Origin of the sequence: Rhodoferax sp. (assembly GCF_030653815.1) — a bacterium.
Lineage (GTDB): Bacteria > Pseudomonadota > Gammaproteobacteria > Burkholderiales > Burkholderiaceae_C > Rhodoferax.
The window spans coordinates 1-16571 of the sequence record NZ_JAURYQ010000042.1 but is presented as its reverse complement, the minus strand read 5'-3'; the positions used below and the strand labels follow the sequence as shown (position 1 = coordinate 16571).

Genomic DNA, 16571 nt, shown 5'->3' with positions numbered 1-16571 from the left:
TCAGAGGGTTTCAGTCGCCCGCGCACGGGTCTCGCGGTCCCGGGCGCTGCCCAGATCGACCGCAAAGTCTGCCAACTCACGGGTCATCAGGGCCAGCACATCTTCGAGGGTCACGATACCGGCCAGATGGCCGTCAGTGTCGGTGATGACCAGACGCCGCAAGCGGTATTTGCGCATCAACTGCACGGCATCCATGGCGTCCATTTCGGGGCTGGCGGTGACCAGATCGACCGACATGATGTCGCCCGCCGTGAACACCGCGGGGTCAAGGCCTTCGGCCATGAGTTCAAGCACCAGGTCGCGGTCGGTGACAATGCCGACCGGCTTGTTTTTGTCGAGCGCATCCACCACCACCAAAGCGCCGATGTGGTGACGACGCATGAGCTGCGCCACCACCCGCGCCGAGGTCTCCGGCTCAACCACCGCGACCAGGGTGGTCGCAAACTCCTTGAGTTTCGTTGCCATGGTGACTCCTTTTGCGGAAAACTCCGCTTTAGGGCACCAGAATAGTCCGCTCAGCGCAACAGGGCGTGCGAATAATCAAGGCCGGGCGAGATGGCCCAGGCAAGTCGGCCCCCTCGGGCTTCAGCGCACCACCAGCACATCGGCGCGCGCCTGGCCCAGCACATGCTTGGTCACACTGCCCAGCAGCAGTTCCTCGGTCATGCCCGTGCCGTGCTTGCCCAGCACGATCAGGTCGGCGCCCTGCTCTTCTTCTTGTTCCAGAATGAAGTCCGGCGGGTTGGCAAAGGCCACCAGGGGTTGCCATTGCGCCGGCGTCAGGCCGGCGTCAAGCGCCAGTTCATCCAGCCGGGCCAGTGCCTCGCGCTTGATGGTTTGCCGGTGCTGCTGGATGGTTTCCTCCTCGATACCCGCGAAACGCATCTTGCCCTCGAAAGGAATTTCACAGGCATGCAGCAGCACCAGTGGGGCCTGCGGCGCGATTGAGCGCGCCAACGCGATGGCGCGCAAGGACCAGTGTGAAAAATCCACCGCCACCAGGACTTTGCGGTAGCCCAGCTGCGGTGCCTGCTTGACCACCAGCACAGGTTGCAGGGTCTTGCGCAGCAGGCGCTCCGCCGTGGCGCCGAGCAGCCAGTGGCGCATGAACCCCGCGCCATGCGCACCCACCACCACCAGGTTGCAGCCCAGTGCCTCAGCCTGTTCGGCAATGCTGGTCAGCACCGTGCCTTCATGCAGGTGGCAGTCCACACACAACGGTTGCGCGCCGGGTTGCACGCGCCCGAGTTCGACGGCCAGCTCCGCCAGCGCCTGCTGGGCCTGTTTGTGCATGCTTTGCTCCAGCGCCTCGGCGTTGGGGGCAAACAGCCGCCGCAGTTCAATCAGCGCATTTTTTTCAAGTACGTGGAGCAAGGCCAGTTTGCCGGCAGACTGGCGCGCCAGCATGGCGGCGCGCTGGGCCGCATGGCGCGAGGGGGCAGACAAATCGGTGGCGGCCAGCGGTAACAACACCATGTTCATGAGGACTCCTTGGCTTGGGTGGCTTGGTTGACTTCAGCAGCGGCAATGCGGGCGGCAATGTCGAGCGCGGCAAAGTCGGCGGCCTGGTGGAACGGCATGATCAGCTCCAGCGGGCCCAACGCCGACAACGCCTCGACATCGGATTCGTGGCGTGCCACCACCGCCAGATGGCCCCGGTAATGGTTTTCAGCCAGGGCATGCAGCAAGGCACGGTTGGCCTCGACCTCGGGCAGGCTGCTGACCAGCCAAGGGACGCCGGCAAGCGGCAGGCTCTCGATGAAGTCGGGTGCCTCGCAGTCGCCAAAACGGGCATCCAGACCACTGCGCTGCTGTTCCTTGACGACCTCGGGGTCGAAGTCAACGCCGAGCACGCGCATGCCCTGCGCCTGCAGTTTCAGGGCCAGACGGCTGCCGTAGCGGCCCAGGCCAAACACCAGCACGTCGGGGCGCTGCGTCTGGCTGGGCGCGCTTTCCACGGCGAGTTCCCGAAAGGGAGTGCTGCGCTCAAAGATGCCAAGCCAGGGCGCCAGCCAGCCGTAAAGGCGGTGCGAGTACAGGATCATGTAGGACGACAGGGCAATCGTGATCAGACCCACCAGCGTGGTCAGCCCCAGCGCGCCGGCGCCAATGTGGCCCAGGCTGATGCCCATGGCGACAAAGATGATGGAGAACTCGGAAATTTGCGCCACTGTCAGGCCCGCCAAAAAGCTGGTGCGCTTGCGGTAGCCCATGTAGCCCATGATGGCCATCACGATCAGCGGGTTGCCGATCAGCACAAAAAACGACAGCGCAATGGCGGTGCCAACTTCAGCGCCGAGTGTGGAAAAATCGAGTTTGGCACCCAGGTCGATGAAGAAAAACAGCAGCAAAAAATCGCGAATGCTGGCCATGCGGGCGCTGATGGCCTCGCGGTAAGCGGTGGAGGCCAAAGAAAAACCGGCAATGAAAGCGCCCGCCTCCTTGCTGAAACCAGCGTATTCACCCAAAGCGGCCAGCGCTGTGCCCCAGGCAATGGCAAAGATCAGCAGCAATTCCTGCGAGCGCGCCAACGTGTCGACGACCCGCGGCAAAACAAAGCGCATCAGCAGGTAGAGCAGCAGCGCAGCGCCACCGAGGCGGGCCAGCAAGCTCAGAGCCAGTGTGCTGCCACTGACAGCCTCGCCACCGATGCCGCCCAGGCCGCTCATGACCATCATGGCGATCACCACGGCCAGGTCCTGCACAATCAAAAAACCCACCGCAATGCGGCCGTGCAGGGATTCAAGCTCGCGCTTGTCCGACAGCAGCTTGACGATGATGATGGTGCTGGAAAAAGTGAGCGCCACCGCCACGTAAAGCGCTTCCAGCCAGCCGCGCCCCAGCGCCAGGATGATGAAAAAGCCGAACAAAATGGTAAAGCCGAGCTGCCCCAGGCCGGTGGCCAGCGCCACCGGGCCGATCTGGCGCACATGGCGCAGGTCGAGCTTGAGGCCCACCACAAACAGCAGCACGGTGATGCCGATCTGCGCCAGCAGGTCGATCTGGTCGTGCGCGCCGACCCAGCCAAAAACAGACGGCCCGACCAGGATACCGACAATGATGTAGGCCATCAAGAGCGGTTGGCGCAGTCGCACGGCGATGGCGCCAACCACCGCGGACAGCAACAGCAACAAGGCAAATTCGTGGTACACGCTGTTCATGGTGTTCGATGTCCGGGTGGCTGCTGCTAGCTTGGGGGCGCGCGCATTCTGCCGCGCCGCTTGACCACCGTGCGCCAGCGCCAGATGAGCGAGATCAGAGCATAGGTCAGCAGACCCATCATCACGGCACTCAGGGCCAGACCCACCAGCAGGGGCTTGCCCAGGTTGGTGATGCGCTGCCAGAAACTGGCGTCTTTATCTGCCACGGCGGACTGCGGATGGTTCAGGTCGATATTTTTGGGGTGTTCCTTGCTGCCCGTGACCCAGACCCCGAGCCGATAGGCGCCGTAATAAATCGGCCCAAAGGTGACCGGGTTGGTCACCAGGGTGCTGGCCACGGCGGTGGGGATGTTGGCCCGCATGACGATGGCGGCAGCCACCGACAGCGGAATTTGCGCAATCGGGATCAGCAAACCAAAAAACACCCCGAGCGCCACGCCCATGGCCACGCCGCGCCGCGACCAATGCCACAACTTGGGGCTGTGCAACCAGGGACCAAGCCAGGCCAGCCAGCGGTTGCGGGCGATCTGCTCACGGCTGGGCAAGCGGCTTTTCAGGCGTTGCAACAAGCGCATTCAAAAATTCCTGATGTTCATGCGTCGCAGAATCGCTTTCTCGGCCTCGACTGCCAAAAATTTGAGCCCACCCAGTCCCAAAATCACGGCCCAGGACGTCGCATCAAGCGCTTCGGTCTGAAAAACACCTTGCATCGGCGGGGCATAAGTCAACAGCAACTGCAAGCCGATCAGCAGCACGCTCATCCAAAGCGCGACCGGATTGTCGGTAAGGATACCGCGCACAAAGGCCGAGCTGGTGAAATGCCGCACGTTGAACAGGTACACCAGCTCCCCCACCACCAGCATGTTGACCGCTGCGGTGCGCGCCATCTCGAGACTGCTGCCGCGCGACAGCTCCCATTCAAAAACCGAAAATGTCACGATGATCATCAACAGGCTCACGTAGGCAATGCGAAACCCCAGGGCGCGCGTGATCAGCGGCTCCGAGGGGCTGCGCGGCTGGCGCTGCATGACACCCGGCTCGGCCGGCTCGAACGCCAACGCCAACGCCAGGGTGACGGCGGTGACCATGTTGACCCACAAAATCTGGCCCGCGGTAACCGGCAGCGCCAGGCCGGAAAACACCGCCAGCAAGATCACCCCGGCCTCGCCACCATTGGTGGGCAACATGAACAAAATGGACTTCTTGATGTTGTCAAACACCACCCGGCCTTCGCGCACGGCATGGGCGATGGTGGCAAAGTTGTCATCGGTGAGCACCAGGTCAGCCGCCTCGCGGGCGGCGTCCGTCCCCTTGTGCCCCATGGCCACGCCAATGTCGGCCATCTTGAGCGCCGGGGCGTCATTGACCCCATCTCCGGTCATGGCCACCAATTCACCTTGGGCCTGCATGGCGGCTACCAGACGCAGCTTGTGCTCCGGACTGGCGCGGGCAAACACATCGGTTTCAATCGCCACCTTTTGCAATGCCAGAGCGTCCAGGCTACCCAGCGCGTCGCCAGTGACGGCGTGGTCGGCACTCAGGCCCAGTTGCCGCCCAATGGCGGCAGCGGTAACGGCGTGGTCGCCGGTGATCATCTTGACACGTAGGCCTGCCCCCTGGCACTCTGCTACGGCTGCAATGGCTTCTTCGCGTGGTGGGTCAATCAGCCCGACCAGCCCGAGCAAGGTGAAGCGCTGGGTGATGTCGGCCATGGACAGCGCCGTGGTGCCAGCGGGCATATCAGCGCGCGCCAGCGCCAGCACACGCTGGCCGACACGGGCTGCAGCGTCCATACGAGCGTTCCACGCCGCGTGATCAAGCGGCTGCCCACTGGCGTCGGTCTGGCACAAGTCAAGCACGCGTTCGGGTGCGCCCTTGAGCAACACAAAGGCATGGGCCGCATGGTCGTGGTGCAGCGTGGCCATAAAACGGTGTTCAGACTCAAACGGAATGGCATCCAGACGGGGCGCAGCGGCGGCAGCATCCACCGGGTCCAGTCCGGCCTTGTGGCCCAACGTCAACAAGGCACCCTCGGTGGGGTCACCCACCAGATGCCAGCCTGTGCCAGCCTTGTGCCGCAGGCTGGCGTCGTTGCACAGCAGCGCACATTGCGCCAGCGCTTGCAAGGCGTCCTCCTGGGCGGCATCCACCACCGCACCATCCTGATGAAAGCCGCCCTCCGGCGCGTAGCCTGCGCCACTCACCTCAAGGGTGTTCAAAGGCAGCATCACTTGCACCGCCGTCATCTCATTTTTGGTCAGTGTGCCGGTTTTGTCCGAGCAGATCACCGTGACCGAACCCAATGTTTCAACCGCCGGCAGCCGGCGGATGATGGCCTTGTTGCGCGCCATGTTGCGGGTGCCAATGGCCAGCACAATGGTCACGATGGCCGGCAGACCCTCAGGAATGGCGGCCACCGTCAAGCCAACCACCGCCAGGAAAATGTCCAGCATGGGCATGTCGCGCACCCAATACCCGAACACAAAGGTGAGCAGCCCCGCGCCAAGAATAAAGACGGTGATCTGGCTGGCAAACTGCGCCAGACGGCGCGTCAGCGGAGTGTCAAGCGACTGCACCTCACCCACCAGGGTGCTGATGCGGCCAATTTCGGTGTCTCGCCCGGTGCCCACCACCACACCTTGCGCCTGGCCAAAGCTGGCCACGGTGCCCGCAAAGGCCATGCCACTTCGGTCGCCAATCGCGGCCGCAGCAGCCGCAGGCGCTTCATTTTTTTCGACCGGCACCGACTCACCGGTCAGGGCGGCCTCGTTGACGCGGAAGTTTTTGACATGCAGCAAACGCAGGTCGGCAGGCACTTTGGCGCCGGATTCGAGCAACACGATGTCACCCGGCACCAACTGCGAGGCATCAACTTCTTGCCGCTCGCCGTCACGGATCACCATGGCCCGGCTGGCCAGCATGGCGCGCACGGCGTCCAGCGCTTTTTCTGCCTTGCCCTCCTGAATGAAGCCGATCAGCGCGTTGATCAGCACCACGGCGGCTATCACGCCCGCATCGACGTAGTCCTTCAAGCCATAGGTGACGATACCCGCGGCCAGCAGCACATAAATCAGCGGGTTGTGAAACTGCAGGGCAAAGCGCAGCCAGGGGCCGCGCCGGCGTGATTCGGGCAGGCTGTTGGGCCCATAAGTGGCGAGACGCCGGGCAACGTCGTCGCTCGCCAGGCCGGTGCTCGCGTTAGCTGCCAAATGCGCCAGCGCCTGATCTCGTTCCAAGGTGTGCCAGGCAATATTTTTATCGGGAGGCGTGAATTCTTTTGTCATTATTGAACCCATTTTCTTACAAGGGTCATCATAAAGACGAACGGCTGATTCAGCGGTTGACGATTGTCATTTTCCGCAGGGCTTGTGATGAATTGGGAGCGGACGGTCATGGCCCAAAATGGATGAATTCGGATCATTGAGTTGGGATGTCCAATTTGTTGACGTTGCCACGTTGATAAATATCAACGCACCCCTGTCGATTTCCGGGCATTGTTGAATGGGGTCTGAACTCTCTTTCGTTTTATACAGTTGAGCAGGAATAGGGGGAGGTATGAAATCAAACATGAGCGCAATCAGCGCAGGCAGTCGCAGTTTTCAACCTGAAGGCCGTTTTATGGCTGCCTTCCTTCTGTACGCACGACGTTAGGGTCTTGGGACGTGTGGCAACGTGAGGAAAGGGGCGTCCGATGAAAGCCGCCTTTAATTTCGAAACCAGGGTGCTGGCCGCGTTTGCCGCCGCCGTGCTGGTGGTCGCGGGGCTCGCCTTCGCCACCTGGAAGATGTCGCAAGACGCGGTCGTTGCGGCGCGCCGGGTGTCGCACACCCATGAAGTGCTGGAAAGCCTCGACCACATCAAGGCAGACTCGCTTCAAATCGAGTTGAGCACGCAAAGCTACCAGCTTTCGGGCGACGCGGCGCAACTCGCCGAGCGCGACGCGGCGATTGCAGCGCGGGAAACCACGCTGCGCCGCATCCAGGCGCTCACCGCCGCCAACGCCCGCCAGCAAGAGCGCTGGATGCGACTGCGCGAGGTGGTCGACGAGCGCCTCGCGATTGCCAGGCGCACGGAATTGCTGCGCACAACCGAAGGCCTCACAGCGGCAAGCGCTTACGTGGCCAGCGCTCCGCTGCAGGAAACGCGTGAGCGCTTGTACCAGCTGTTTCGCGAGATGGATGAAGAGGAGCTCCGGCTGCTGGATGAACATAGTGCTGCCCAACAGCGCGCGGGCCAAATCGTGGTTGCCTCCGGCGCCCTCTCTGCGTTGGCACTGACCGCGCTGCTCGGGGCCACCTACATCCTGATACGGCGGCAACTGCGGGCGACCGAGGCCAGCCGCCAGGCGCTTGCCCAGAGCGAGGAAAACCTGTCCACCACGCTGCACTCGATCGGCGACGCGGTGCTGGCGACCGACACCCAAGGGCGCATCACCCGCATGAACCCGGTGGCCGAGCGGCTCACCGGCTGGCCCCTCGGCCAGGCGCAGGGCAGGTCCATCGATCAAGTGTTCCGCATCATCCACGAGCAAACGCGCGCGCCTGCTGTGGTGCCGGTGGCGCAGGTGCTCGCCACCGGTAAAACCCAGGCCCTGGCCAACCGCAGCGTGCTGATCTCGCGCGATGGTCATGAGTGCCCGGTCGCCGACAGCGCGGCACCGATTCGCGATGTCGGCGGGCGGGTGAAGGGTGTGGTGCTGGTCTTTCGCGACGTGACCCTTGAGCGGCAGGCCGAACGGACGATCCGCGAGCACAACGAACTGCTGGAGCAGGGCGTGCGCGACAGGACAGCACAACTGGAGGCGAGTGAGAAGCAGCTTCACCTCTTCATCGAACATAGCCCGGCGGCCATCGCCATGCTGGACCGCAGCATGCGCTACCTGAAGGCCAGTCATCGGTGGCTGACCGACTACCGGCTCGGCGAACAGGACATCATCGGCCGCAGTCATTACGATATTTTTCCAGATATCCCGCAGCGCTGGAAGGACATCCATCGGCGCTGTCTCGGCGGCGCGGTTGAAAAAAGAGAGGAGGATGTGTTTCCCCGCGCGGACGGCTCCACCGACTGGGTTCGCTGGGAGGTCCGTCCCTGGTACACGGATCAGGGAGACATCGGCGGGCTGATCATGTTTTCTGAAGTCATCACCGAGCGCAAACATGCCGAAGAGCGGATCACCTATCTGGCCTACTACGATGACCTGACCGGGTTGCCCAACCGGATGCTGTTCAAAGACCGCCTGTCCCAGGCCTTCATCGAGGCGAACCGCAAGGAACGCCTGGTGGGCGTCATGTTCATGGACATCGACCACTTCAAGGACGTGAACGACACCCTGGGGCATGAAGTGGGCAATGTGTTGTTGCAGGCGGTGGCCGGGCGGCTGCAGGGCTGTTTGCGGCCCGGTGACACGGTGGCGCGCTTCGGGGGCGATGAATTCGCCGTGGTTCTGGCGGATGTCGGGCACGTGGACGATGTGGTTCGGGTGGCGCAACACGTGGCTGACGGGTTCAAGGAACCCTTTGACATCCTCGGGCAGGAGCTGTTCGTGACGTTCAGCATAGGCATCACCCTCTACCCCTTCGATGACGGCGACGTTGACAAGCTGCTGCGCAATGCTGATTCTGCAATGTATGCGGCCAAGGCCACGGGCCGCAACGGCTACCGGTTTTATGCCACCGCCATGACCGAACGCGCCACACAGCATCTGGCCTTGCAGACCGGGCTGCGCCGCGCGCTGGAGCGCGGCGAGTTCATTCTTCACTACCAGCCGCAACTTGACATCGTGAGCCACCGCATCATCGGCGTCGAGGCGCTGGTGCGCTGGCAGCACCCGCAGAAGGGGCTGATACCGCCCGCGGAGTTCATTCCTGTGGCCGAAGAAAGCGGCCTGATCGTGCCACTGGGGGAATGGGCGTTGCGCACCGCCTGTCTACAAGCCAAAGCCTGGCAGGAACAGGGGGTGGCGTTCGTGCATATGGCCGTCAACCTGTCAGCCCGCCAGTTCAGGGAGAAAGAGTTTTCCCAACGCGTTCTGGAAATATTGAATGAAACAGGACTGGCCCCCCAGTACCTGGAGTTGGAGATCACCGAGAGCATCCTGGTCGATCGCCTGACATCCGTCAGCACGATTTTGCGGGAGTTCAAGCAGGCCGGCATCATGATCTCGCTCGACGATTTCGGGACCGGCTACTCGTCCTTGAGCTATCTCAAGCGGTTTCCGATCGACAAGCTCAAGATCGACCAGTCATTCGTGCGTGAGGTGTTGACAGACGCCAATGACGCCAGTCTTGTCCGGGCCATCATCGCGATGGCGCAAGCCCTGGGCTTGAAGACGATTGCCGAGGGGGTCGAGACGCGTGATCATCTGGATTTTCTGCGTACCGAGGGGTGTGACGAAATACAGGGCTACCACATTGCCCGGCCGCTGCTTGCTGAACAAGTGACGGATTTGATCTTGCAGTACAACGCGGGGCATTGCTTCGGCACGATGAAGCAGAGGGTGTAAGGGAGATGGCCATTGCAAAAGCACCCATAGTCCCCCGGTTTGTCATTGCGGCCCCGGATCAGGTCCGGCATGACAACGGTATTCCAGCCATTTCCTTCTCCTAAGCCGATGACGCCGCAGCACTCTGTCACCCCAGCTGCGCCCAGGCTTTCTCCAGCCGTTTCACGCTGACCGGCTGCGGCGTGCGCAACTCTTGCGCGAAGAAGCTCACACGCAGTTCTTCCAGCAACCAGCGGAATTCCTGCAGGCGCTCGTCGACCACGCCCTTACGCTCGGCCAGCAGGCGCATGTAGCGCTGCTCCAGCGGCTGCAGTTCTTTGAGGCGCGCCAAGTCACGCGCCGGGTCGGCACGGTATTTGTCGAGCCGCGCCGTGATGGCTTTCAGGTAGCGCGTGAAGTGGTGCAGTGAAGCCCAGGGCGTGACGCTTAAAAAACGCTTGGGCATCAGGCGCGCCAGTTGCTGGGCGGCGTCAGCCGTGGCCTCGGGGGCATTTTTGGTGTCCTTGATCTTGCGCGCCGCCACCGCGTATTCGGCCAGGATGGCCGCCGCCAGGCGCGCCACTTCGGTGGCGATCAGGGTCAGGCGGCCGCGGCCCTCGTCGATGCGTTTCTTGAAGGCAAATTCATCGGTGGGCAGGGGGTCGAGCAAAAAGGCGCGGTCGAGTGCCACCTGGATGATCTGTTCGCGCAGTTCTTCCAGCGTGCCGCCGGTGCTGGTGCCGTCGGGGTGTTTGCCCACCTGCATGTAGGTGACGGCCATTTTTTGCAGGTCGGGCACATTTTTTTCAAGGTACTTGAGCGCGTCCCTGATCTGCAGGGCAAACAGCCGGCGCAGGCCGGCGCGGTGTTTGGCGGCGGCCACATCAGGCTCGTCAAAAACCTCGATGGTCACCGCATCCCCCGCGTCAATCAGGCCGGGGTAGCCGATCAGGGTCTGGCCGCCTTTTTGAATTTCGAGCAGCTCGGGCAGTTCGCCAAAGGTCCAGGCGGTGTAGCGCTGGCTGGCTACCGAGGTGCGCTCAGGTCCGTCATCGCGAGGCCGCAGGCCGTGGTGATCCATGCCTGCGGATGTCTTGGATTGCCGCGCTTCGCTCGCCATGACGGGTCCGGTGCCAGCGCTGCCACCACTCTGCCCCAGCTTGAGCCCGGCCAGCGCCTGGAACGCACCGCGCGCCTTGGCCCCCAGTTCGGCCTTGAGCGCGCCCAGGTTGCGCCCCTGCCCCAGCTGGCGGCCATGTTCATCGACCACCCGGAAATTCATGAAAAAGTGCGGGCTGAGCATGTCTGCCTTGATGTCGGCGCGCACCACATCGACTGCGGTGGCGGCGCGCACCAGTTTCAGCACGGCATCGAGCAGCGCGCCATGGCCAAAAACTTCGGGCGCATTCAAGGTTTCAGCCATTTTGCGGGCGCTTTCGGGCAGCGGCACCAGCCTTGAGCGCGGCCGTTGGTGCAGGGTCTTGAGCAGCGCCTGGATCTTGTCCTTGAGCATGCCGGGCACCAGCCATTCGCAGGGTTCCTCGTTGACCTGGTTCAGCACAAAGAGCGGCACGGTCACGGTCAGGCCGTCCCGGGCGTCGCCGGGCTCGTGCAGGTAGGTGGCCGCACAGTCGACACCGCCCAGGCGGATGACTTTGGGAAACGACTGCGTGGTGATGCCCGCCGCCTCATGGCGCATGAGCTCTTCGCGCGTCAACAGCAGCAACTTGCTGTTGCCGGTGGGCGCCGCACCGCGCACCGGCATGGGCATCAGGTACTCGGGCTTTTTGCAGGCGTCCCGGTACCAGGCATCGAAGCTGTAGCCGCTGCACACGTCAGCGGGCAACTGCTGGTCGTAAAAGGCGTAGATCAACTCGTCGTCGATCAGCACGTCCTGGCGGCGTGCCTTGTGCTCCAGGTCTTCCACCTGCTTGATGAGTTTCTGGTTGGCCTGCAAAAACGGCCACTTGCAGTCCCACTGACCGTTGACCAGAGCCTCGCGGATGAAAATCTCGCGCGCACCGACCAGGTCGACCCGGCCGTAATTGACCCGCCGGCCGCTGTAGACCACGATGCCATAAAGCGTAGCGCGCTCCAGCGCGTTGACCTCGGCCGTCTTCTTTTCCCAATGCGGGTCGAGCAGCTGTTTTTTCAGCAAATGGCCACCCACCTGCTCCAGCCACTGCGGCTCTATTGATGCAATGCCACGGCCAAACAGGCGCGTGGTCTCGACCAGCTCGGCGGCCACAATCCAGCGCCCCGGCTTTTTGACCAGATGGGCGCCCGGGTGCGGGTAAAACTTGATGCCGCGCGCGCCCAGATATTCGCCGCCGCTGCCAGCGCCTTCCGTTTCCAGCTTGAAGCCAATGTTGCCCAACAACCCCGCCAGCATGGACAAATGCAATTGCTCATAACTGGCCGGCAAGGTGTTGAGCCGCCACTTGTGCTCGGCCACCACGGTGTGCAACTGCGAGTAAATGTCGCGCCACTCGCGCACCCGGCGCATGCTGACGAAGTTTTGCCGCAGAAGCTGCTCATACTGGCGGTTGCTCAGCTTGTGCTGCCCTACCCCGCCCTTGCCATCGTTGATCCATTTCCAAAGCCTCAGGTAGCCGCTGAATTCGCTCTTCTCGTCGTCAAACTTGGCGTGTGCCTGGTCAGCCTGCTGCTGGGCTTCCATCGGACGGTCGCGCACGTCCTGCACCGACAGTGCCGAGGCAATGACCAGAACCTCGTCCAACGCCTCACGTGTGCGCGCCTCCAAAATCATGCGGCCCACGCGCGGGTCCAGCGGCAATTTGGCCAGTTCCTGGCCGGTGGCGGTGAGCTCGTTGGCGTCGTCCACGGCGCCGAGCTCGTTGAGCAACTGGTAGCCGTCGGCAATCGCGCGGCCCGAGGGTTTCTCGATGAACGGGAAGTCTTCGACCACACCCAGGTGCAGCGACTTCATGCGCAAAATCACCCCGGCCAGTGAGCTGCGCAAAATTTCGGGGTCGGTGAATTTGGGCCGGTTGTTGAAATCCTTTTCGTCATAGAGCCGGATACAAATGCCGTTGGCCACCCGGCCGCAGCGACCGGCACGCTGATTCGCCGAACTCTGGCTGATCGGCTCGACCAGCAACTGCTCGACCTTGCTTCTGAAGCTGTAGCGCTTCATGCGCGCCGTGCCGACGTCAATGACGTAGCGGATGCCCGGCACCGTGAGCGAGGTTTCGGCCACGTTGGTGGCCAGCACAATGCGGCGCCCGCTGTGGCTGTCAAAAATACGGTCCTGCTCGGCCTGGCTCAGGCGGGCAAACAGCGGCAGCACCTCGGCACCCCGAAAGACCGGTTGGTGGCTCAGGTGGCCGCGCAGGTGATCCGCAGCCTCGCGGATCTCGCGCTCACCCGGGAGAAACACCAGGATATCACCGCTGTTGTGGGCGTCGCGCCAGAGCTCGTCGACCGCATCGGCGATCGCGTTGTTCAAATCGTAATCACGCGCTTCTTCAAACGGCCGGTAACGCTGCTCCACAGGGAACATGCGCCCCGACACCATGATGATGGGTGCCGGCCCTTTTCTTGAAGCGAAATGCTCGGCAAAGCGCTCGGCATCAATCGTGGCGCTCGTCACAATGACCTTCAAGTCAGGCCGACGCGGCAAAATCTGCTTGAGGTAACCCAGCAAAAAGTCGATGTTCAGGCTGCGCTCATGCGCCTCGTCGATGATGATCGTGTCGTAAGCCTTGAGCAGCGGGTCGGTTTGTGTTTCGGCCAGCAAAATGCCATCGGTCATGAGCTTGACCGAGCTGTCCCGGCTCAAGCGGTCCTGAAAGCGCACCTTGAAACCGACCACGTCGCCCAGCGTGGTGTGCAGCTCTTCGGCAATCCGTTTGGCCACGCTGCTGGCGGCAATGCGCCGGGGCTGGGTGTGGCCAATCAGCTTGCCGGGCGACGCGCGCGTGCCATCCGGGTTGAGCGCCGGGTAATTGAGCTTGCCGCGCCCCAGCGCCAGGGCGATCTTGGGCAACTGGGTGGTTTTGCCCGAGCCGGTTTCACCGCAGACGATGATGACCTGGTGCGCAGCAATGGCGGCCATGATCTCTTCGCGGCGGGCGGAGACCGGCAGCGATTCGGGAAACTCGATTTTCAGGGGTGGAGCAGTCAAGGCAATAACTTCGTAGAGAATCGGTGATTATCCCAACCCTTTTCACTTCAGTACGCTGTCATGCCATCTGTCTTCAACTTCACCTTCGTGCCCTGGTTCCGCTCGGTGGCACCCTACATCCACAAGTTCCGCCATCAGACCTTTGTGGTGGGGGTCTGTGGCGAGGCGATTGCGGCGGGCAAGCTGCCGAATCTGGCGCAGGACCTGGCGCTGATCCAGAGCATGGGCGTCAAGGTGGTGCTGGTGCACGGCTTTCGGCCGCAGGTCAATGAGCAACTTGCAGCCAAGGGACACACACCGCGTTATTTCCGGGGCATTCGCATCACGGATGAAGTGGCGCTGGATTGTGCGCAGGAAGCCGCCGGCCAGTTGCGCTATGAAATCGAGGCTGCGTTCAGCCAGGGTCTGCCGAACACCCCCATGGCGGGTGCCACGGTACGGGTGATTTCGGGTAATTTTTTGACGGCGCGACCGGTCGGCATTGTCGATGGCGTGGACTTTCAGCATTCGGGCGTGGTGCGAAAGATCGACACCGCGGGCATCATGCGCTCGCTTGACATGGGCGCGCTGGTGCTGATGTCGCCGTTTGGCTTCTCACCCACCGGCGAAGCCTTCAACCTGACCATGGAAGAGGTCGCCACCTCGGTCGCCACCGCGCTGCAAGCCGACAAGCTGATTTTTGTCACCGAGGTGGCCGGCATTCCGACCCAGGTCGGTCAGCCGGTGAGTGAAGACAATCCCGTAGACACCGAGTTGCCGCTGGCCGCCGCTGAAAAGCTGCTGGCCGACCTGCCCGGTGCCAACACGCCCCGCGACACGGCGTTTTATTTGCAGCACTGCGTCAAGGCCTGCAAAGGCGGCGTCGAGCGCAGCCACATCATCCCGTTTGCCGTCGACGGCTCGATCCTGCTGGAAGTCTATGTGCACGACGGCATTGGCACCATGGTGGTCGACGAAAAGCTGGAGAGCCTGCGCGAGGCCTCGGTGGACGATGTTGGCGGCATCCTGCAACTGATCGAACCGTTCGAAAACGACGGCACCCTGGTCAAACGCAGCCGCACCGAAATAGAGCGTGATGTCGGCCTGTACACCGTGATCGAGCACGACGGCGTGATTTTTGCCTGCGCCGCGCTGTACGCCTACCCCGAAGCCCGCACTGGCGAAATGGCTGCACTCACGGTGTCGCCGCAGGTGCAGGGCCAGGGTGACGGCGAGCGCGTGCTCAAACGCATCGAGCAGCGTGCCAAACTGGCCGGCCTGGAGAGTATTTTTGTGCTGTCCACACGCACCATGCACTGGTTCCTCAAGCGCGGTTTTGTCCAGGTGGATGCCGACTGGCTGCCCGAGGCGCGCAAACGCAAATACAACTGGGACCGCAAAAGCCAGGTGCTGGTCAAAAAAATCACCTGAGGCACTGAAACCGCCCGCCTTCAGGCGCTGTGCACGACTCTTGCTTGCTCTCCCTCGCTACAGCAACAATTTCAACCCACACAACAGGAAATTCATGAGCTCTCTCAATTTCATCGGCGGCGAAAAAGGTGGTGTCGGCAAATCGGTGGTGGCGCGCTTGCTGGCCCAGTACCTGATCGACAAGGACCGGCCTTTCATGGGTTTTGACACCGACCGCTCGCACACCTCGTTCACCCGCTTTTATGCCGATTACGCCGCGCCGGTGCTGGTCGACAGTTACGAGGGTCTGGACCGGGTGGTCAGCGTGTTCGAGGCCGCCAACGAGGCTGACACGCCGCGCGTGATCGTTGACCTGGCAGCCCAAACGGCGGCCCCGCTGGCGCGCTGGATCAAGGACTCCGACCTGCTCAGCCTGCTGGCCGACATGGGGGTTGCGGTGAACTTCTGGCATGTGGCCGACGCCGGCAAAGACTCGGTCGACCTGCTGGAGCGCCTGCTGGACGCCTATGGCCAAGGGCCTAATTACCTGATTGTCAAAAACATGGGGCGTGGCAGCGATTTTTCAGAGCTGGAGACATCACCTGCCATGGCCAGAGCGCTGGACATGGGCGCCAAAATCGTCACCCTGACGCAGTTGCACGAAGCCAGCATGCGCAAGATCGACCGCCAGAACGCCAGTTTCTGGGCCGCTATCCACAATCGAACGGATGACGATGCGTTGGGCCTGCTGGAACGCCAGCGCGTGAAAAACTGGCTGCGTAAAAGCTACGAGTCGTTTGACGCGCTGCCTATCTGAGACCTTGCGGGTCAGACCACTCGCATCGCTGCGTGCTCTAACCCCAACTGTTTAACGCTTGCGCCAGATCATCAGACTGGCCAGCACGAACACCAGGCTGAAGATAACAAAGGCCCAGTTGGCAATGGAGCCGCCCAAAAAGGTCCAGTCAATGGCTGAACAGTCGCCACTGCCCTTGAAAATCATGGGGATGGCGCGGTTCAGTGGAAAGTTTTCGATCATGCCGTAAAAATCACGGCCACAGGTGGCCACCTCGGGCGGATACCACTGCAGCCAGCTTTGCCGTGCTGCCACAAAGGCGCCAAAGCCGGCCGCCAGCAACAGCGCAAACGAGCCCCCAACATGGACGCGCTTGCTGCCGCTCGCACTCAGCAGCCCAGCCACAAGTGCGACCGCGAAAAGCGCATAACGCTGCACGATGCACATCGGGCAGGGTTCCAGCCCCTGGCTGTGCTGCAGGTACATGCCAAACGCCAACATGGCGACGCAGGTCGCGCTTAAAAATGCAAAAACGCGCCGAGGCGCGGTGTCGAGCATCACCAGAACTGCGTTCGCCATGGACTCAGCACACCTTAT

10 protein-coding genes are annotated in these 16571 nt (G+C 62.3%); 3 read left to right on the top strand and 7 right to left on the bottom strand.

Annotation, left to right across the window (positions count from 1 at the left end):
* The 5 genes from Q7U49_RS16060 to Q7U49_RS16040 form a co-directional block, all read right to left on the bottom strand.
* Positions 1–465: a CBS domain-containing protein gene (locus Q7U49_RS16060; RefSeq protein ID WP_304766044.1), complete on the bottom strand. Its 465-nt coding sequence runs from the start codon at positions 463–465 to the stop codon at positions 1–3.
* Positions 466–585: 120 nt separating this feature from the next.
* Positions 586–1482, bottom strand: a complete 897-nt coding sequence (locus Q7U49_RS16055) for a universal stress protein (RefSeq protein WP_304766041.1) — start codon at positions 1480–1482, stop codon at positions 586–588.
* The gene (locus tag Q7U49_RS16050) at positions 1479–3161 is read right to left on the bottom strand and encodes a cation:proton antiporter (protein WP_304766039.1); all 1683 of its coding nucleotides are present in this window, start codon (positions 3159–3161) and stop codon (positions 1479–1481) included. Before Q7U49_RS16050 ends, Q7U49_RS16055 begins: the two co-directional genes overlap by 4 nt.
* Positions 3162–3187: 26 nt before the next feature.
* The gene (locus tag Q7U49_RS16045; protein WP_304766037.1) at positions 3188–3736 is read right to left on the bottom strand and encodes a DUF2062 domain-containing protein; all 549 of its coding nucleotides are present in this window, start codon (positions 3734–3736) and stop codon (positions 3188–3190) included.
* Positions 3737–6457, bottom strand: a complete 2721-nt coding sequence (locus tag Q7U49_RS16040) for a cation-transporting P-type ATPase (RefSeq protein WP_370654026.1) — start codon at positions 6455–6457, stop codon at positions 3737–3739. It lies immediately after the preceding gene.
* Between the two features lie 395 nt (positions 6458–6852).
* Here Q7U49_RS16040 and Q7U49_RS16035 point away from each other — a divergent pair, with 395 nt between their 5' ends.
* Positions 6853–9663 carry an EAL domain-containing protein gene (locus Q7U49_RS16035; RefSeq protein WP_304766031.1) on the top strand — a complete coding sequence of 937 codons (2811 nt, stop codon included), beginning with the start codon at positions 6853–6855 and terminating at the stop codon, positions 9661–9663.
* 127 nt (positions 9664–9790) lie between these two features.
* On the opposite strand, the gene hrpA is transcribed toward Q7U49_RS16035, so the two are convergent.
* Entirely contained in the window at positions 9791–13720 is a 3930-nt protein-coding gene (gene hrpA / locus Q7U49_RS16030; RefSeq protein WP_370654029.1) for an ATP-dependent RNA helicase HrpA, read from the bottom strand.
* A 129-nt stretch (positions 13721–13849) separates the two neighbouring features.
* Between hrpA and argA the strand changes: the two genes are divergently transcribed.
* Positions 13850–15199 carry an amino-acid N-acetyltransferase gene (argA, locus tag Q7U49_RS16025; RefSeq protein WP_304766025.1) on the top strand — a complete coding sequence of 450 codons (1350 nt, stop codon included), beginning with the start codon at positions 13850–13852 and terminating at the stop codon, positions 15197–15199.
* A 94-nt stretch (positions 15200–15293) separates the two neighbouring features.
* Positions 15294–15995, top strand: coding sequence for a mobilization protein (locus tag Q7U49_RS16020; protein WP_304766023.1), 702 nt, complete (start codon positions 15294–15296; stop codon positions 15993–15995).
* A 51-nt stretch (positions 15996–16046) separates the two neighbouring features.
* Here the strand turns inward: Q7U49_RS16020 and Q7U49_RS16015 are convergent, their stop codons facing one another.
* Positions 16047–16553: a disulfide bond formation protein B gene (locus Q7U49_RS16015; RefSeq protein ID WP_304766020.1), complete on the bottom strand. Its 507-nt coding sequence runs from the start codon at positions 16551–16553 to the stop codon at positions 16047–16049.
* Between the last annotated feature and the right edge of the window lie 18 nt (positions 16554–16571).